We start from the raw sequence: 17,323 nt of genomic DNA, 5'->3' as shown, positions 1-17,323 counted from the left end.
TTCCCGCGCCGTGCTGGTCTATACGCTCGGACGCCCACGGACGGAAGGCTGGCCATGCGGAAACTGATCTACGGCATGAACGTGACTCTGGACGGCTACATCGCGGCGGTCGGCGACGACATCGGCTGGAGCGGACCGCCGAGTGAGGAGCTGTTCCAGTGGTGGCTCGACCAAGAGCGGGCGAGTGGCCTGTCGCTGTATGGGCGCAAGCTGTGGGAGACGATGAGCTCCTACTGGCCGACCGGCGACCGGCAGCCCAACGCCACCCCGGCGGAGATCGAGTTCGCGCGGAACTGGCGGGACACGCCGAAGGTGGTGTTCTCCTCGACGATCGACAAGGTCGACTGGAACACCCGCCTGGTCACCGGCGACGCCATCGCAGAGATCACCCGGCTCAAGGCCGAGGACGGCGCCGCAATGAACATCGGCGGCGCGACACTCGCCGGGGCGGCCATGCGCGCCGGGCTGATCGACGAGTACGTGATCGCCGCCCATCCGGTCCTGGTCGGCAGCGGCACGCCGTTCTTCACCTCACTGGACAGCTGGGTGGACCTCAACCGGGTGGAGACGCGGACGTTTCCCGGCGGCGTGGTCCTGAGCAGGTACGAGACGAGGCGCTGAGCAGCAGCACCCACGCGCTGGGCTCACGGCGACGTCGTATCCGACATCGCCACGACACGGCCAGTTGAGATCACGACATCAGCCGCGAGACCTACCGGTAGGTCTCGCGCTCGCGTCACAGGACACGCGGATTCGGGCGTGGCCGCTCACCGCTTACCACCGCCGTACCCGACGGCCCTTGTAGGGCGCTCGGGCCCCGCCGTGTGACGGACCGGGGAGCAATGCGAGCGTGGTGACCATGACCACTGACACACCAGCAGATGCGCGAGTCACCCGGGCATGGAGCCGGATCGTGGAATGGCTGGCCGAGTACGCCCCGCCGTCGTATGCGGCCCTCAAGCCCGGTGCCTCCGACAACGAAATCGCGGCCCTGGAACAAACCCTGGGCGCAGGCGTTCCGGAGGAGTTGAAGGCGCTGTGGCGGCTGTCCGCGGGTGAGGACGGCGTGGACGGTTCGGGGCTCATGCTGGGCGACTGGACCCTGATGCCGCTCGACGCCGTGATCGAGGTCTACCAGATGCAGATGCGGTTCCAGGAGGCGAGCGGCGAGGACGAGGACGCCTTGGTGCTGTGGAAGCCGTCTTGGATACCGTTCTGCTCCTTCAACCCCTCCGACACCGCCTACGGCCTCTACATGAACGGTGAGACCGGGGAAGTCTGCAAGTGGACCAGGTTCGGGGACCGCGAGCGGGAGTACGAGTCGCTGCCCGCCTATCTGGAACTCATGGCGGTCAGCCTGGAAGCCCCTTTGGCGGCGGCCGGCCCGGAGAAGCCAGGCATGAGGGGCGGTGCCTTGATGTGGGGACCCCCTCCTGACGAGGAGCGCAGGGACCAGTGGGTGCGTCACCTTGGCCAGGCCCCGCCGCGCCATCCGGCGAAAACTCTCGGTGCGATCCGGGAAGCTCTGCCCGCCGAGGAACGTGCGGAGTTCGAGGAGCAGCGCGACGCCGTCGACCTGTCCGACCCCGAGTCCGTCTCCGCCTTCCGGGACCGCTGGTGGGAGCGTGCCGTGCAGGCGCAGGAGGAACTGGAGGACGACGTTGCCGCCGCGCTGGGCGGCAACATCATGGCCCAACCCGGCCACATGCTGGCTCCGGAGTACGAGGCCACGCTGCCGCTTGCGATCCGCCACCGCCCGCCGTCCATCGACGACATCCACGCCGCGTTGCGCCACGAGAGCATCCGCGCACGGTTCAACCGGGACTTCATGGACGCGATCCCGCCGCACTATCCGGCGCTGCTGCTGCGGTGGTGGGACATCGCCCGCCTGATGGCCGACCCTCGCGGAGAGAGGGCCGTACGCGCTGTCATCAACGGCCGCCGCGCCTCGGGCTAGGCCCTGCTGGAGGGCACAGTCTGACCTGCTCCGTCTCACGGCCGCTTCACAAACGCAGTCGATATGAAGTCGGGGTGGAGGCGGTAGACGGGCCACACCCGCCCTGGGCCGAGCACAGCAGATGACTGGTGAGATGACGGATCGGCACCTTCATGACGCCGCCTCCCTTGGTCTGGTTGGTGTGGCCTGCTGCGGCCTGGGCCATCAGGGCGCGGGGTGACCGCGGAGCCGTTGCCGCCGCGCTGGGCCGGTGAGGCCATCGGCGGGCGCGTCACCTCCGGACGGTGCGCGGCCGACCTCGGCCGCCGCCCATCCGGCTTCACCCGCGTCAGTGGCGCGCTGGAAGCGGGCGGCGCATTAGTGAGCCTGGCGGGCACCCCGTCGGGCTCCGTCGCTGAAGGAGTCGGCCCGGTCCCGGCAGATCACCTCGGCCCCGGGGGACCGTGAGCCAGGCGGCGAATGTGTCTCCTGTGTAGTCAGCAAGCATGTCGATGACACGGTGGGTCTCGACATCGACCCGGATGGTCAGCCCCTCGACTTGCTCGGCGAACGTACAGCGCGAACAGTCCGGCGCGTCGCAGAACAGCCGCTGCTTGATAGTGCTTCGTTAGGCCTCTTCGTCAGTGCTGACCAAGAGCATGTTGGGGGTGTGGGCGCACTGTAAGTGAACGGTCTGCGGGCGGAGTTGGGGTTGTTCGTCGCCGATGTGTTCGCCTCGATGGCACGCGAGGCTCGGCGAGCCTGGGGCGAGTGTTGTCTGCGGGGGCTGATGCTCGACGGCTGGCGCAAGTCGATCCAGTCGACGACGTGTCGTTCCCCAAGTGCGGACGGACCTCGGCCGGCGTGGCCCGCCAGTACTGCGGAGCGTTGGGCAAGTGGGCCAACTACCAGGTTGCGGTCAGCGTGCACGCCGCCTTTCCGGCTCGCGTTGGAGGAACGCGGCTGGTCATACGTGGTGGCCGTCGACCCCAGGGAGACCGTCCAGGTGGCGGCCGCTGAGCTGTATCAGCCGCCCTACGGCGGGCTGGAGCCTCCGACCCGGCCCTGCTCTCGCGAACGCGGCAGGCCCTGGACGGGCCTGTCGACAGTGCCACGCCCTTCGAAGAGGTGACCTGGCGCGGTGGCAGCAGGGGCCGCATGACCTCGCGGTTCGTCGTGCTCGAAGTGCGGCCGGCGGGCAAGGTCGCCCGCCATCCCGAGCGTGCGTGCGTGCGTGCGGGGGGGGGGAGTGCCCGTCAACTGGCGTTTGCCCGCTCACCAAACGGTCACATCGAACACACAGTTGATCATCGCATTGCTCATGGCTAGCCTCGTGAGCTCGCCAACGCCTCGTTGGACGCCCCCCCACACACACAAGGAACCTTGTGATCAAGAACCGTCGGCTCAAGCGAATAGGCGCCGTCGCAGGCACCCTCTCCGCTGCCCTTCTCCTCCCCCTCACCCAGGCAAACGCCGCCGGCGGTGAAGTCGACCGCGCGACCACCACTAGGCATGACGGCGAGTGGGTGAAGTGCGCCAGTAAGAAAGAGAACGGCGACAACGTCTACCAGGCCTGCTTCGACCCCGACGGCGACTGGTTCAATGTCTACGACGGGAAGGCGGACGGATCCGCCGCCGTCGTGGACTGGCAAGTGGGGAAGCGCTATGGCGCCATATTCAACGCTGACGGCATGCCCGCATCCCTCTACAAGAAGAAGGACTTCCCCGAAGGGGCCACCGTCCGCTTCCGCATCTGCCTGGGCCACTGGGACACCAAGATGATCACGGCGGGTACGTGCTCCGGCTGGGTAAGCAACCCGACCTGACAAGACCTCGATGAGCCGGTCGTGATGCAGGCTTTGCCGACCCGCCTGTTCGAAGCGCCGCCCACACCCGAGGCATGAGGTGCGGGTCTCGTGGCGCAGTCACGGTGCGTCGACGGTTGGCTGCTGACACCCCTTCAGCCGGATAGCGGCATGATCCGCCGGACAGTCCTCAGCCGCGCTTGGGCCAGACCGGGCCCTGGTCGGTCCAGATGACGCCCTTGTTGCGGCACAGGCAGAAGGGGTGGCCGACCGGGTCGGTGTAGACCTGCCAGCCGTAGCCGTTGGGGCCGATGAAGTCCTGCCTCAGCGTCGCACCGAGGTCGAGGACGCGGCGCTGCTCGGACTTGATCTCGTCCACTTCGAAGTCGAGGTGGAACTGCTTGGGGTGCTCGCTGTCGGGCCACTGCGGAGCGCGGTAGTCGTCCACTCGGATGAAGGCCAGCTCGATCTCGCCGAACTGGATACCCGCCCACTCCTCGGAGCTGCCTTCCTTGATCGGACGGCCCGTCACCTCGGAGTAGAAAGCCGCCAGCTCCATCGTGTCCGGGCAGTCGATAATGAAATCAGTGAGTCGCAACATCCCGCGATCTTGGCACAAGCTCACATCCGACTTCGAGACAGGCCCCAAGGCGGCTCCGCTGAGGTGCGGGAACGAAAAGCTCCTTGGGGCTCCGCTCCCAGACCCCGCTCAGGAGCCGCTCAGTCGACGTCCCCTCCCATGCTCCGCGTCTCCCGCCTCGCGACCTTCACGATGCTGGTCTTCAACTCATCGGGCAATGAGGGGAGTTGTGGCGTACTCGGCTGTCCGCGCGGGACAATGGTATCCATGGCTCGCGAGGATGGCCCCGGCAACGGGGAGGTCGTCGGAGCGGGAGGAGATGAGCCCCTTCTCCGAAGAAGCTGATGCACCCGAAGACTTCGGGTTACGAACCGTGGTGAGCCGCGAGGGCGACAGTGCCGAGATCGTTGAGCTCCTGCGGACACCCCGGGGCGGGCTGCACGAAGAGGTCGAACACCATGCGGTCGGCCGGCTCGCCAAGGCTGCTGGGCTCGGCGACGGGGACGTGCTGACGGCGCGCACGACAGTCGCGGTCGAGACGCTGGTCACGGAGGCCGCGGAAAGCGCCCGACTCTGGGCCACCCACGACGTCCACGGACCCGTCGACCAGGTCGCGGACCTCGTCGCCCAGGCGCACGAGGCCGCACAGTCCGATCCGGATCAGGTGCCGCGTTCAGTCGCCGCACACACACCGTTCGCCACCGCCGCCGTCGTGCTGCTCAGACAGGCGCTCGCCGCGCACTGGGAACTCGGCCAGCCTCCGGCCGGGTGACGACGCCGCACATGCCAACGGCCCGCCGCCTCGAGGGGAGCGGGCCGCTGTGGCGGTTGCCGGTCCGGGCTGCGGTCTTGAGGTCGAGCAGCATCACAGCATAGAGCGGGGAGTTCGGGAACGGCTGCCGCTCGCCGATCTTCCGGTAGCCCCATCCCTCGTACTGCGCCTGGAGGCGGGGGTCGTGCTCACGGCGAGCACGGCCAGGGCCCTCCGCGCGGCCGTCGACCAATGCGGTGCGCAGCCGCTCCCCGAGACCCTTCTTGCGCCACTTCACCCTGAGCATCAGCTCGGAGACGGAAAACGTCGACGGATCCGCCGGCGCGGAGTCGAGGTAGTCACGCCACCATTCCCGGCCCGGCTCGCCCGGTGCTCCGTAGGTGAACCCGACCGGCTCGCTCGCTCTCGTAGACGACCACGCACGCGAACCTCGTCCGGTCACCCATTGGTCCACGAACCAGGTGAAGAGTACGAATTCCTCGTGGGCGCGGTCCGCGTGCGCGTCGGCGTGCACATCCAGGAGGGTCCGACGGATGGCCCCAACCACCGCTGGCCCGCCGAAGATCCGTTCCAGGCACTGCTCCAGCAACACCTCAGCAACCCGGCCCCACATCCCTTCGCATGGTCAGGGCCTGGTTGAGGAAGTGGACAGCGCACTGTTTATATGCCTATTCATCCTCATGGGTGCAGTTTCCGCAGTAGCTCTATATGTCATCTTCATTTCGCGCTGTCATATTCCTGCCAGATCACCCGGCACTCATCGCATTTACGCGGGAAGGCAGGAAGATGGGCAGATTCAGGTTCGCGACTACGACGTCGGCCATCGCGCTCACGGCTTCGGGAGTGCTTGTCGCCGTCGGAGGCCCGGCACATGCCGAGGCGGGGCAGGACACCATCGGCATGTACAAGCAGGAGAAGACCCAGTGGTGCTGGGTCGCCTCCGGGCTGACGATCGCCAAGTTCCAGGGCCTCGGCAGCACGCAGACGGACTTCTGCAACCGGGCCCAGCCCGCCTACGGTTGCAACAACCAGCCCGCCACCCTTGACGACATGGCCAGGGGTTGGGGCAGCCTCGGCATGACTCATACCGGCTCAGGCCTGAGCAGCGCGGCCACGTTCAATCAGGTCTACACCGACGTCAAGGCGGCCCGTCCAATCGGCGCGCGCATCGGGTGGGCCTCCGGCGGTGGCCACATGAACGTGGTCTACGGCTTCGACACGTCGAACAACACGATCGCGGTGGCCGACCCATGGCCGGACACCGCCACCTACACGTGGTGGAACTACAACGACTACGTGAGCAACAGCTCGTCCAAGTGGACCCACTCCCGCATCGGCATCTCCCGCTAAGGCAGGCGACATGCGCGAAACAAGAACGTCCAGCGGTCGGGCGGCCCCCCGCCTGACCACCCTCCTGGCACTGAGCGCGTCCGTACTGCTGTCCATCGTCGGCCCCGTTCACGCGGCCCCGGCCAAGGACCCGCTGCCGGCGGACATCCCCGACTACCAGGCCGCCCTCGACCTGGTGAAGTCGACCAATGTTCACAACGCCATCTGCCGTTTCCTCAGCGTTCCGGTGCCCCAGGGTGACGGGGCCGGGACGTCGCAGCCGATCCCCGACAAGACCGACCCGTGCCAGGGCATGCCGGCGTTCACCGTCAAGGACCCGTTGGCCCTGAACGAGATCACCGCCGGCTTCGTCGCGGGGACGTCCCAACCGATCGCCACCGAGGCGGTCAAGCTGAGTGGTCTGGTCTCCGCACTGAGCGCCTCGGTCAACGGGCGGAACGTCACCGTCATGCTCGCCCCCACCCAGGGAGGCGGCTGGCATCTGGCGGCCGTGCGCGAGGGTGACAGCGACGCGACGTACGCGGGTAAGGCCACGCTGGGGACCCTGGTGTTCACCGAGCCGCAGATCCGCGGTTGGTACCAGCTGAAGCTGACCACGGTCGAGCCGCTCAACGACCAGGCACGGCAGGGCCTGAACGGGCAGTCGTCAGTCTCGCTGAGCGACTACCAGAAGCTCGTCAAGTCCCGTTACGCCGACAAGCTGCCCGGCTCGGAGTACGACAACAAGGGCATGTCCAGCGGCTACGGCACCGCGAAGAAGACGCAGGCCGCCTCGTATTCGGCACCACTGCTCCTCAGCGGTTCGAGTGCGGCACTTGCGCTCGCGGGCGCCACCTTCGCCCTCCGCCGCAGGCGCAGCACCACGGGCTGAACCCGGCCCCCTTCGCCCTGGTCCCCGGCATCCGGCCGGGCGCCGGGGCGAATCCGTGCACCACAGCCCGCGAGCGCGTTCAGGCTGCGGGCACCTGAGCAAAAAATCCGCCGACAGCGTTGCTCACTCAAGTCTTCGGCGGCGCACGATGCCCGACGTGGCCGAGAGACGCCCTGGCAGCCCAACAGCAACACTGAACCCCTCACGCCCTCACCCTCAATGCGGCGTAGCTTCCAGGACTCCCGGCAGAGTCAAGCGCTCAGACTTGCCCGCGACGCCGGAGACTCAGGGCCAGGGCCGGGCACTGGTTGACGGCGCGGCGGGCGCCGTGCTCCTGCCAGGTGGCGACCGGGATGGTGGTGGAAGTGGGGTAGCCGTGCGGGCCGAGGCGAATGAGGTCGGGGGTGAGCACGGCGCACAGACCGTGGCCGGTGCAGCGGGACCAGTCCACCTCGAGCCGGGCGCCCTTCGCGGGCGGGAGGGGCAGTACTCCGCGTACGGGGAGGCCGCAGCCGGGGCCGGACAGGTGGGCGTCGACGTCCTCGGAGAAGACGTGGAGCGCGGTGAGCAGGAAGCGGGCCGTGCCGTCCGGGTGCGAGCAGGCGCCACCGGCCTGGGCCGCGCCGAGGGCTCGCCGGACGTCCTCCAACACTGCGGGCTCGGCAGCACCGGCGGCCAGCATGGCCAGGGCTTCGGCGGCTTCGGGCAGGCCGCGTTTGCACGGTCCGCACTGGCCGCTGGACTCGGCCGCCAGCCAGGCCGCGACCCGGGCGGACTCGCCGAGCGGGCAGGTGTCGTCGGGGAGCGTGACGATGGCGCCCGCGCCGAGGGTCCCACCGAGGCCGGCGAGTCCGGCGCGGGAGAGAGGCGCGCCGACGGCGTCCGACGGGTGCAGCCAGGCACCGTGGTAGCCGCCCACCAGCACGCCGATGCCCGGCCTGAGGCCGCAGGCGTCCAGTGCCTGGCCCAGTGGGATTCCGGTCGGAACCTCGACGACGAGCGGATCGGCACCTGGCCGGTTGACGGTGAGCAGGATGGTGCCGGGTTCGGCGGCGGTGCCGACGGCCGCGTAGGCGTTGGGTCCGATCCGGGCCGCGATGGCGAGTTGGGCCCATGTCTCGGCGTTGGAGAGCAGCGTCGGGCGACGACGCACCCCGCCCGCTGCGCCGTCGGCCGCGCGGGCCTTCAGCGGCGCCGGTGCCACCGGCAGACCGTTGACGCCCCGGATCAGCGCCCCGGATTCGCCGGAGACGAAGCGTTCGGGGAGGCATACGGTCCGGGCCGGGCAGGGAAGTTCACGCTCGGCGAGGGCGGCCGGGACCGATATCTCGCCGGGGCTGCCCGCGGCGACGCCGATCACGATCTCCTCGGCGCCGAACGCGGCCGCGGCCAGGCAGGCGCCGTCCAGGACTAGATGAGGCGTGCGGGCGAGCAGCATCTTGTCCTTGGCGCTGGCTGGTTCGCCCTCCGCGCCGTTCACCACGACGACCGGCGGCGCGCCGGTGCGGTCGGCGGTGGCGAGTGTGGCCCGGGCCTTGCGGGCGAACGGGAAGCCGGCACCGCCGCGGCCGGACAACCCGATGGACTCGGCGAGGGCGAGCAGACCGTCCCTGTCCAGGTGGCGCAGCGGCGGGTGGACACGGGTGTGGGCGGCGAGGTCCAGGCGCTGGTAACGGTCCAGGCCGGCGGTCAGCCGGGCAGTATCCAGCCAGCGCGCCTCGGGCAGCTCAAGCGGGCCGTTCTTCATTCGCTGCTCCCCGGCTGAGCCAGGTACAGCGGCCTGGACGCTGGTCTCGCGTGTTTGGGCAGCCTGGGCAGGCCGTCACTCTGAGCGGACCGGCCTGTCGCTGTCGCCGGTGCAGCGGACTGGGCGGCCCAGGCGATGGGGCGGATGCCGGTTGCGGAGCGGGTGGACAGGGCGGTCAGCGCGGTCAGCGCGGTCGGACGGATGGTGGCGGGTCGGTATGCCTTCGCGCCGCGCCGACGTCGGCTCAGGGTCCGGTGGCGGCCCAGGAAGGAAAGGACACGGACCATCAGTGCGAGCGCCACCAAGGCCGCGCACAGGCCGTATCCCCAGAGCACCCACGCGTGTGCCTTGCGCCCCGCCGTCAACCCGTGCGCCAGTGAGACCGGCCAGCAGAGGTACGCCATCGAGTGCAGCACCCGCCACAGCCAGGCGTGGCGGATGCCGGCGAACCAGCCGCGGAGCACGCCGGTGGCCGTGATCAGGACGAGCAGGTCGGTGGCGATGGTGCCCAGGCTCACCGCGAGGGCGGTGCCGCCGGTGAAGGGGGCCACGGCGGTCTGCGGAGCGGCGTGCCGCTCGACGACCTTGACCGCGATGTGGGTGGCGAGGAAGCCGAGCGCTGCGACGGCGCTCGCCCGGTGCACCGACTGAACGGCCACCCGCATACGGGGGGTCAACACCAGCCGGTCGGTGGCGGCGAGCCCGCACGTCACCACCGCGGTCAGCGAGAGCAGGGTGAAGACTCCGGCGAAGTAGTCCAGGAAGGCCATCATCCGGCTGGCCACTCCGGCCGACGCGGCGCCGGTCACAGGACGGGCGAGCAGAACGACACTGGACATGGGGCACCTTCTTCCTTGTATTCGGGTCACGCACCAGGCCGTGGCACGACCGGATCGGGGTTCGACATGCCCACGTCGGGAAAGGGGGCCGCCGGGAAGCACGGCATCGGCGGCGGACACGACAGGGTCATCGTTAGCCCGTACGGCAGTCTGATCACAATGGTCCCGGTACGGCCCAGGGTCGTAGCAAGGCTCGCGACGGCCTGGGTTTTCCCGGCACGGGGCGGCCTTTCTCATCCACGGCCGTGTGTAGTAGGCGCCGGGAGCTGCGTGACCAGACTCACCCGGGGAAGCCAAGGCCGTATCGAGATCCTGGGCCAGGCGATCACGAGCCTTGACTGAAGCTTCCCCTTGGTCGTGGACACCTGGAGACGGGGAGCTGAGGTTCCAGAGGAAGTAGCACCAGGTGGGAAGCCAGTACTCGAAGCGGAACTCGGAGGAGTTCAAGCGGACGCCATCGCGCTCGTCGACTCCTCGGGCAAGACGGTCACCACGGTTGGCCCAGGAACCCGGCATCAGCCCTGCGCTGGTCAGCTCGCCGCCCTGGCCACCGCCTCGGTCGGCCTTGGCCTGGCGGTACCAGCCGCGCGCAGAGCGTGAGGAAATGCGGCGACTGCGCAGGGAGAACCACGAACAGCAGCAGACGATCGAGGTCCTGAGAAACGCGACCGCCTTCTTCGTCAAGGAGAACGACCGGTGAGCGAGTTGTGCCCGTTCATCCACGCGGAGAAGGCGAACTACCCGATCACGCTGCTGTGCCGCGTGCTGCACGTGGCTCGCTCCTCCTACTGCGCCTGGCGCGAGGGCGAGGCCGCCCGTCGTGCCCGGCAGGCCGCCGACGACGCGCTCGCCCACGAGATCACCGTGCCGCACCTCGCCTCCCGTCGCACCTACGGCGTCCCACGCATCCACGCCGAACTGCACCGCCACGGGAGGCGGGTGAACCGCAAACGCGTCGCCCGCCTGATGCGCGAGCGCGACATCCGTGGCGTCACCCGGCGCAAACACCGCTCGCTGAGCCGGCTGGCCAAGAAGACGAGGCTGGCCCCGGCCCTGATCGGCGGCGACTTCCATGCCGAGCGCCCGGGCCCCAAGCTGGTCGGCGAGATCACCTGCCTGCCCACCGCCGAGGGCCGGCTCTGCCTCGCCTGCTGGCTGGACCTGGCCACCCGCGAGGTCGTCGGAGCCGGTCGCCGCCCTTGCCCGTTTCTCACAGGTCGCCGGCGGCGCGCACGGCATGTGGTCCCGCCCCGAGTTCGCGATGGCAGGCCTTGTTGAAGGCCTGGAGGTCGGCGATGCCCACTGTCGCGGCGATGGAGGGGATGGAGAGTGTGGAGGACTGGAGCAGATGGCGGGCGCGCTCCAGCCTCCGGCGCCGGACGTAGGCGATGACGGTGAGGCCTGTGTCCGCCCGGAACAAACGGGTCAGGTGTGTGTGCGAGACGCGGGCAGCGCGCGCGATGACGGGCACGGGCAGCGGCTCGGCAAGATGTTCCTCGATGTAGGCCTGCGCGGAGGTCACGACGGGATGCCGGTGCCGGGGTCGTTGGAGCCGGTCAGCTGGGTGATGTGCCAGAGAACCGTCCACACCTCGGCGGACGCGCGCGCGGCGGACACAGGCAGGGGGGCGACCGCATGCCTCAACAGGACGGCCACGAGCGGCCCTTCGGACCCGGCGTCCTGCATCAGAGGCACGGAGTGCCTGGGGCCGGCGGGCTGTACAGGTGCAGTTGCCACAGGTCGGGCAGCCGGAAGACTTCGTGCGCGGTGGAGGCCCCGTGCACGCCCACCCCGGCGTTCACCACCTCGGGCGGCTGATCCAGACACAAGGACACGCTCTCCATGGGGGTGAAAACCTACCAGTGACTGGTGATTACATCCCACGCGCAAGACCGGTTGACGTCCTAGCTTTGGCGCATGCCAACCACTAAACAGCTGCTCACCTCGATTCAGGTGGCACGCTTCGTCGCGCAGGGCTTTCTGCGCCTGGACGCGGTCGTGCCGCAGGAGCTGAACGACGAGGCCATCGCGACCTTGTCCTCGGGAATACCCGAGATCCCGTACGGCACAGCACTGTTCAAGGTCTGCCCGGTGACAACGGCGACTGGACGCAGTTCGACAACTTCGTCACCCAGCTCATCGGCGACATCAAGGCCAACAACATGAAGGTCCAGTGGGACCTGTGGAACGAGCCCGACGGCAAGGCGTTCTGGGGTGCCTCCCAGAGCCAGTACATGCAGATGTGGTCACGGTTCTACGCCCGCGTGCGGGAGGCACTCCCGGGCCAGCTCATCGTCGGCCCCAGCCTCGCCGGCCAGCCCAGCTCCTCCAGCAGTTGGTGGACCGCCTTCCTCAACCACGTCAAGGCCGACAACGTCGCTCCCGACATCTGGAGCTGGCACGACGAGCCGGGTGACCCCGTCACCGACGTGGGCCGCGCCAACGCCACCCTCGACGCCGCGGGCCTGCCCCACACCCGCCCGTACCAGATCAACGAGTACGCCACCTCATCCATGCAGAGCCCCGGTGGCGGTGCCTGGTTCATCGGCCGTCTGGAGCGGGCCGGCGCCGACGGCCTGCTCGGCAACTGGGCGTGGGGCACCAGCCTGCACGACTACGAGGCCGGCCTGCTCACCAAGAACGGCGCGGGCCAGTACCTGCCGCTGGGCGAGTGGTTCATGTACCGCTACTACGGCTCGCAGACCGGCAACATCGTCAACCTCGTCCCCGGCTCCGACATCGACGGCCTGGCCACCAAGGAGAACACCGCGAAGAACGCCAAGGTGCTGCTCGGCAGCAACGGCAACACCGGCAGCGTCACCGTCAACCTCACCGGCCTGGCTGCCACCTCGGTGGTGGAGAACGGCAAGGTCCGTGCGGTCGTCCAGCGAGTCCCCCACAACGACGGCGCCGCGGTGACAGGGCCGGAAAGGATCTCCGACACCACTCTGACGGTCAGCAACAACGCGGCCTCGGTGAGCCTCCCTTGGAGCAACGCCAAGGACGGCTACACCGTCACCCTCCTCCCGCCCACCAATACCACCACCTCCACCGTGGCGGTCAGCGAGAACAGCGGCCAGTGCCCGGACGACACCAACCTCAGCACCGCCAACGGCACGCAGTACCAGCAGTACAACTGCGAGGGCGGCTACCAGCAGATGCTCGACCTCAAGCCGGTGAGCGGCAAGGCCGATACCTACACCGTGGTCAACGAGCACAGCGGTAAGTGCCTCGACGTCTCCGGCGCCTCTACCGCAGACGGTGCCGCCGTCATCCAGTACATCTGCAACGGTGCCACCAACCAGCAGTTCACCCTCAACCCCGTCACGGCACTGGGCAACAGCAAGGACTACCAGTTGGTCGCCGCCCACAGCCGCAAGTGCGTCGACGTCTCCAACATCTCGACCACGGCCGGTGCGCTGGCCCACCAGTGGACCTGCGACCCGGTGAGCGCCCTCAGCACCAAGAAGAACCAGATCTGGCGCCTGCAGGGCCAGAGTTGACACCGGGCACATGGTGCCGGGCAGGGCATGTCCCTGCCCGGCACGCCGGTCGTTCAGCGCGTGCTGGTGTTGGTCCGGCGTCACTTCTGCCGAGTGGGAGTGCCGCCGAGGGCGGTGAGTGCCGCGTAGTACGCCGACTTCTTGTTGCCGCTGCCGTCGAAGAGCAGCGGTTTCTCTCCGGAGCGCCAGGAGTCCGTGTCCCGGATGCCCCATACGGTGATGCCGACGCAACGTGCGACGGTCATGCAGGCCCTCACCGTGTTCGCGTATGCGGTCGGCGGTGCCTGTGCGATGTCCAGTTCGGTGATCTGTACATCGACGCCGAGTGCGGAGAAGTTTGCCAGCGTGGAGCCGAAACTCGCGGGTGGGCCGCTGGTGCCGAAGTGGGCCTGGAAGCCGACGCAGTCGATGGGTACGCCCCGCGCCTTGAAGTCGTGGACCATGCGGTAGACGCCCTGCGTCTTGGCGCTGTTCCAGTCCTCGATGCTGTAGTCGTTGTAACAGAGCTTGGCCGACGGGTCGGCCGTGCGGGCTGTTCGGAAGGCCGTTTCGATGAAGCCGTCGCCCAGGACGTTCTGGAAGACGGAGGAACGGTGTTGTCCGCTGCCGCCGTCCGCGAAGGCCTCGTTCACCACGTCCCAGGAATGGATCCTCCCTTTGAAGTGGGTCATCTCCGCGGTGATGTGGTTGTTCATCACGCCGCGCAGGGTGTTGGCGTCGGTGATGGCACCCACCCAGCCGGGCAGCTGGGAGTGCCATACGAGGGTGTGGCCACGGACCTTCTGTCCGTGGGCCAGGGCATGGTTGACGATCTGGTCGGAGGGGCCGAAGTTGAACGAGCCCCGGGACGGCTCCGTGGTGTCCCACTTCATCTCGTTCTCCGGCGTGACCCTGTTGAACTCGCGGTCCAGGATCCCTGTGTAGGCACTGTCGTTGAGCTTGTGGGCCGCCACGGCGGTGCCGAAGTACCGGCCGGACTGGGCGGCTTGGGCGCCCAGGGTTGTGGCTCGGGCGGCGGGGGGAGCCGCGGTCGCGGTGCTGACCGACACGAGGGTGGCGGCGGCCAGCAGGCCCAGCAGGCAGACGCGGCGTGGGCCGGGTCGGTGCGGGTGCGTCATGGTTCTCCTTCGACGGTCGTGTGCGGACACGGATACATGGCGGCGATCAGGGTGTGGTCGGATCGAAACGCGGTGAGGGGGGAAGGGCGTCAGGCGGTGGTGCAAGAAACGCCGTTGAGGCTGAACAGGGTGGGGAGGGAGGTGTTGCCGGTGTGCGTGGCCTGGAAGCCGAAGGAGGTGGAGGCGCCGGGAGTCAGCGTGCCGCTGTAGCTGAGGTTTGTGGCGGCGACCTGGCCGGTGGCCGGAGTGAGGGAGGCGTTCCAGCTACTGGTCACGGTCTGGCCGGCGGGCAGGGGGAAGGCCAGGGACCAGCCGTTGATCGTGATCGAGCCCGTGTTGGTGAGGGTGATGTCCTCCGTCAGGCCGCTCTTCCAGGCATTGACCGCGCCGGCCACCTTGCAGGAGGCGCCCGGGGTGGGGGAGGAGCTGGTGCTGCCGCCGAGGGCGGTGACGGAGGCGGTGTACGCGGGCTTCGGCCGGTAGTTGGCGTCGTACATGGTGGCGGCGCCGTAGCCGGGGAAGGTGCCGGGGATCCAGGAGTCCGCGTCGCCGACGCCCCACTGGGTGATGCCCACGCAGCCGGTGACGGCCAGACAGGTGTTGATCACGGCGGCGTAGTCGCTCGCCTGCTGGGCGAGACTGGCGGAGCTCGCGGGGAGCTGGATGCGGTCGTCGAGCTCGGTGATGGCGACGTTGACGCCGAGAGCGGCGAACCGCTGGAGGTTGGCCTTGAAGGTCGAAGGGGCCTGGGCGAGGACGAAGTGGGCCTGGAAGCCGACGCCGTCCACCGGGACGCCTTGGCTCTTGAGCGACTTCACCAGGTTGTACATGGCGTCGCTCTTCGGGTTCTGGCCCTCGATGTTGTAGTCGTTCAGGTACAGCTTTGCGTTCGGGTCTGCGGCGCGTGCGGTGCGCAGCGCGTCGGCGACGAAGCCGCTGCCCATCGCGTTGTAGAAGGCGTCGGAGCGGAAGCTGCCGTCCTCGTTGAAGGGCTCGTTCACCACGTCCCAGGAGTAGAGCTTGCCCTTGTAGTGGGCCACCTCGTTGGTGATGTGGTTCTCCATGGCGGCCTTCACCTGTGCGGTGGGCAGGCTGTTCACCCAGGACGGGAGCTGGCTGTGCCACACCAGGGTGTGGCCGCGCAGCTTCATCGAGTTGGCCTGGGCGAAGGAGACGATCCTGTCGGCGGGGGCGAAGTTGAAGGTGCCCTGCGAGGGCTCGGTGGTGTCCCACTTCATCTCGTTGCCGGGGGTTAGCGTGCCGAACTGACTGCCGGCGACGGCGGTGAGTGCGGAGTTGTTGAGGTCGCCCTGGGTCATGGCGGTACCGAAGTAGATGCCCTTCGCCTCGGCGAGCGAGCGCAGGCTGGTATCTGCGGCGCCGGCCTGGCCGGTGGGCTGCAGTGTGGCGGCGGCCAGGGCTGCGACTGCGGTGACTGTGGCGGCGCCGAAGGCGCGCCGGGATTGCCTGGGGCGGGGGAGGCGGAGCGTCCGGACTGACACCGGCGTGGTCCTTTCTCTGTGAGGGAAGAGACGGACGTGCGGTGGGGCGTGGAACGCGGACCGTACGGAGAGACGAGTCGAAAGTTTCGGATCATCCGCCGATTCAGTCGGTGACCCTAGAGCCGGGGTGATGCTCCGTCAACCGTTCGGGACCGTGTTTGTGGTGGGGCGGTGCTGCTTCGCTCGACCAGGCTGGTGGCCAGGTCCACCCGCAGGGTGCCGGGCCGGGTGCCTCGGGCGAGGTCGATCACCATGCGGGTGGCGACCTCGGCCATTTCGGTCAGGGGTTGGCGGACGGTGGTGAGTGGAGGGCCGACCCAACGGGCCAGCGGCAGATCGTCGAAGCCGACCACGCTGAGGTCCTCCGGGATGCGCAACCCCATTTCACGGGCGGCCTCGTAGAGCCCGAGGGCCTGCAGGTCGTTCCCCGCGAACACGGCGGTCGGCCGGTCGGGCAGGCCCAGCAGTTCCAGCCCGACCCGGCGACCGGCCTCGTGGTGGAAGTCGCCGTCGCGGACCAGCTCCGGCTCGTACGCGATGCCTGCCATGTCGAGGGCCGCCCGGTAGCCGTCGGCTCGGGCCCGGCTGCACATCATCCGGGCCGGCCCGCCGAGCAGGCCGATCCGGCGGTGGCCGAGGTCGAGCAGGTGCCGGGTGGCGGCCAGGCCGCCGTCCCAGTTGGTGGTGCCGACGGCGGGCACCCCCTGGCCGGGGTCGCCGGCCGGGTCCATCACCACGAACGGGATGTCACGGCCGGCCAGTTGTTCCTGCTGGGAGCGGTCCAGGCCGGACAGGACCAGGAGGACGCCGGCGGGGCGACGGGCGAGCACTCCGTCCATCCAGGACTGGCCGGGGGTGAGCCGCCCGGAGGACTCCGAGAGGACGATGCTCAGTCCCTCGTCGCGCGCCACGTTCTCGACGCCGCGGATCACCTCCATCGCCCAGACGCTCTCCAGCTCGTGGAAGACCAGTTCAAGCAGCGGGCTGTTCTGGATGCCGCGCCGCCGCCGGTAGCCGTGTCGGCGCAGCAGCTCCTCGACCCGCTCCCGGGTGGCCTGGGCGACATCGGCCCGGCCGTTGAGGACTTTCGAAACAGTCGGGGCTGAGACCCCCGCCTCCTGCGCGATCTCGGCGAGCGTCGCGGCTCTGGTCACGAACTCCTCCTGCACTGCCCTGCTGGGCGAACGTCGCTGTGGGTGGTCGACGGCACGGATGCTAGCCGGTCGGCCGGTCGGATCGGATCCCGCCAGCACTCTTGACGGCCGCCGGGGGTGGTCCTAGTTTTCCCACAACATTCGCC

Annotated in this window: 16 protein-coding genes and 2 pseudogenes; 10 read left to right on the top strand and 8 right to left on the bottom strand. The window is 68.8% G+C overall.

The annotated features are described in order from the left end of the window. Window positions 1–54 precede the first annotated feature (54 nt). The 4 genes and pseudogenes from IE206_RS00695 (at window position 55) to IE206_RS00680 (ending at window position 3,762) form a co-directional block, all read left to right on the top strand. Window positions 55–621, top strand: coding sequence for a dihydrofolate reductase family protein (locus IE206_RS00695; RefSeq protein WP_189959510.1), 567 nt, complete (start codon window positions 55–57; stop codon window positions 619–621). Window positions 622–859: 238 nt separating this feature from the next. After that, the gene (locus IE206_RS00690) at window positions 860–1,957 is read left to right on the top strand and encodes an SMI1/KNR4 family protein (RefSeq protein WP_189959508.1); all 1,098 of its coding nucleotides are present in this window, start codon (window positions 860–862) and stop codon (window positions 1,955–1,957) included. A gap of 664 nt (window positions 1,958–2,621) precedes the next feature. Next, window positions 2,622–2,872 (top strand): annotated as a pseudogene (locus IE206_RS43530) (transposase); the annotation flags it as partial. A 449-nt stretch (window positions 2,873–3,321) separates the two neighbouring features. Further along, complete coding sequence (locus IE206_RS00680; protein WP_189959506.1) at window positions 3,322–3,762, top strand: hypothetical protein; 441 nt, start codon at window positions 3,322–3,324, stop codon at window positions 3,760–3,762. A gap of 169 nt (window positions 3,763–3,931) precedes the next feature. Here the strand turns inward: IE206_RS00680 and IE206_RS00675 are convergent, their stop codons facing one another. Beyond that, entirely contained in the window at window positions 3,932–4,342 is a 411-nt protein-coding gene (locus IE206_RS00675; RefSeq protein WP_189959504.1) for a VOC family protein, read from the bottom strand. Between the two features lie 298 nt (window positions 4,343–4,640). Between IE206_RS00675 and IE206_RS00670 the strand changes: the two genes are divergently transcribed. Then, the gene (locus tag IE206_RS00670) at window positions 4,641–5,093 is read left to right on the top strand and encodes a hypothetical protein (protein ID WP_189959502.1); all 453 of its coding nucleotides are present in this window, start codon (window positions 4,641–4,643) and stop codon (window positions 5,091–5,093) included. On the opposite strand, the gene IE206_RS00665 is transcribed toward IE206_RS00670, so the two are convergent. Further along, on the bottom strand, window positions 5,041–5,607 hold the full coding sequence (locus tag IE206_RS00665) for a GNAT family N-acetyltransferase (RefSeq protein WP_189959499.1): 567 nt from the start codon (window positions 5,605–5,607) through the stop codon (window positions 5,041–5,043). The genes IE206_RS00670 and IE206_RS00665 overlap by 53 nt on opposite strands. A 272-nt stretch (window positions 5,608–5,879) precedes the next feature. On the opposite strand from IE206_RS00665, the gene IE206_RS00660 reads away from it, so the two are divergent. Continuing rightward, the gene (locus IE206_RS00660) at window positions 5,880–6,443 is read left to right on the top strand and encodes a papain-like cysteine protease family protein (RefSeq protein ID WP_189959497.1); all 564 of its coding nucleotides are present in this window, start codon (window positions 5,880–5,882) and stop codon (window positions 6,441–6,443) included. Between the two features lie 10 nt (window positions 6,444–6,453). Continuing rightward, complete coding sequence (locus tag IE206_RS00655; RefSeq protein ID WP_189959495.1) at window positions 6,454–7,314, top strand: hypothetical protein; 861 nt, start codon at window positions 6,454–6,456, stop codon at window positions 7,312–7,314. Between the two features lie 259 nt (window positions 7,315–7,573). On the opposite strand, the gene IE206_RS00650 is transcribed toward IE206_RS00655, so the two are convergent. Beyond that, on the bottom strand, window positions 7,574–9,061 hold the full coding sequence (locus IE206_RS00650; protein WP_189959493.1) for an NADH-quinone oxidoreductase subunit NuoF family protein: 1,488 nt from the start codon (window positions 9,059–9,061) through the stop codon (window positions 7,574–7,576). Beyond that, the gene (locus IE206_RS00645; RefSeq protein ID WP_189959491.1) at window positions 9,058–9,900 is read right to left on the bottom strand and encodes a hypothetical protein; all 843 of its coding nucleotides are present in this window, start codon (window positions 9,898–9,900) and stop codon (window positions 9,058–9,060) included. Before IE206_RS00645 ends, IE206_RS00650 begins: the two co-directional genes overlap by 4 nt. 696 nt (window positions 9,901–10,596) lie before the next feature. Between IE206_RS00645 and IE206_RS00640 the strand changes: the two genes are divergently transcribed. Next, window positions 10,597–11,178, top strand: coding sequence for an IS3 family transposase (locus tag IE206_RS00640; RefSeq protein ID WP_189959489.1), 582 nt, complete (start codon window positions 10,597–10,599; stop codon window positions 11,176–11,178). Here the strand turns inward: IE206_RS00640 and IE206_RS00635 are convergent. Beyond that, window positions 11,111–11,744, bottom strand: a pseudogene (locus IE206_RS00635) (helix-turn-helix domain-containing protein). The gene IE206_RS00640 and the pseudogene IE206_RS00635 sit on opposite strands and share 68 nt — an antisense overlap. 73 nt (window positions 11,745–11,817) lie before the next feature. Between IE206_RS00635 and IE206_RS43390 the strand changes: the two are divergent. Both IE206_RS43390 and IE206_RS00625 read left to right on the top strand, forming a co-directional pair. Beyond that, entirely contained in the window at window positions 11,818–12,066 is a 249-nt protein-coding gene (locus IE206_RS43390; protein ID WP_308433901.1) for a hypothetical protein, read from the top strand. Next, complete coding sequence (locus IE206_RS00625) at window positions 12,063–13,403, top strand: RICIN domain-containing protein (RefSeq protein ID WP_229853159.1); 1,341 nt, start codon at window positions 12,063–12,065, stop codon at window positions 13,401–13,403. The genes IE206_RS43390 and IE206_RS00625 overlap by 4 nt, the downstream gene beginning before the upstream one ends. An 80-nt stretch (window positions 13,404–13,483) precedes the next feature. Here the strand turns inward: IE206_RS00625 and IE206_RS00620 are convergent, their stop codons facing one another. From IE206_RS00620 to IE206_RS00610, 3 genes are all read right to left on the bottom strand, one after another. Then, window positions 13,484–14,521: a glycoside hydrolase family 10 protein gene (locus IE206_RS00620; RefSeq protein WP_189959487.1), complete on the bottom strand. Its 1,038-nt coding sequence runs from the start codon at window positions 14,519–14,521 to the stop codon at window positions 13,484–13,486. Window positions 14,522–14,610: 89 nt separating this feature from the next. Continuing rightward, window positions 14,611–16,023 (bottom strand): glycoside hydrolase family 10 protein, encoded by a 1,413-nt coding sequence (locus IE206_RS00615; RefSeq protein ID WP_189959485.1) that lies wholly within the window; start codon window positions 16,021–16,023, stop codon window positions 14,611–14,613. A gap of 116 nt (window positions 16,024–16,139) precedes the next feature. Continuing rightward, window positions 16,140–17,177 (bottom strand): LacI family DNA-binding transcriptional regulator, encoded by a 1,038-nt coding sequence (locus IE206_RS00610; RefSeq protein ID WP_229853158.1) that lies wholly within the window; start codon window positions 17,175–17,177, stop codon window positions 16,140–16,142. Window positions 17,178–17,323: the final 146 nt, after the last annotated feature.

Origin of the sequence: Streptomyces violascens (assembly GCF_014649955.1) — a bacterium.
GTDB classification, from domain to species: Bacteria; Actinomycetota; Actinomycetes; order Streptomycetales; family Streptomycetaceae; genus Streptomyces; species Streptomyces violascens.
Note: the sequence above shows the minus strand (reverse complement) of the source record. Positions and strands in the feature narration are given on the sequence as shown.

Coding starts and splice junctions, on each gene's coding strand:
- IE206_RS00645 (WP_189959491.1), bottom strand. CDS start 9,900: ATGTCCAGTGTCGTTCTGCTCGCCCGTCCTGTGACCGGCGCCGCGTCG.
- IE206_RS00675 (WP_189959504.1), bottom strand. CDS start 4,342: ATGTTGCGACTCACTGATTTCATTATCGACTGCCCGGACACGATGGAG.
- IE206_RS00695 (WP_189959510.1), top strand. CDS start 55: ATGCGGAAACTGATCTACGGCATGAACGTGACTCTGGACGGCTACATC.
- IE206_RS00620 (WP_189959487.1), bottom strand. CDS start 14,521: ATGACGCACCCGCACCGACCCGGCCCACGCCGCGTCTGCCTGCTGGGC.
- IE206_RS00625 (WP_229853159.1), top strand. CDS start 12,063: ATGAAGGTCCAGTGGGACCTGTGGAACGAGCCCGACGGCAAGGCGTTC.
- IE206_RS00655 (WP_189959495.1), top strand. CDS start 6,454: ATGCGCGAAACAAGAACGTCCAGCGGTCGGGCGGCCCCCCGCCTGACC.
- IE206_RS00660 (WP_189959497.1), top strand. CDS start 5,880: ATGGGCAGATTCAGGTTCGCGACTACGACGTCGGCCATCGCGCTCACG.
- IE206_RS43390 (WP_308433901.1), top strand. CDS start 11,818: ATGCCAACCACTAAACAGCTGCTCACCTCGATTCAGGTGGCACGCTTC.
- IE206_RS00670 (WP_189959502.1), top strand. CDS start 4,641: ATGAGCCCCTTCTCCGAAGAAGCTGATGCACCCGAAGACTTCGGGTTA.
- IE206_RS00690 (WP_189959508.1), top strand. CDS start 860: ATGACCACTGACACACCAGCAGATGCGCGAGTCACCCGGGCATGGAGC.
- IE206_RS00650 (WP_189959493.1), bottom strand. CDS start 9,061: ATGAAGAACGGCCCGCTTGAGCTGCCCGAGGCGCGCTGGCTGGATACT.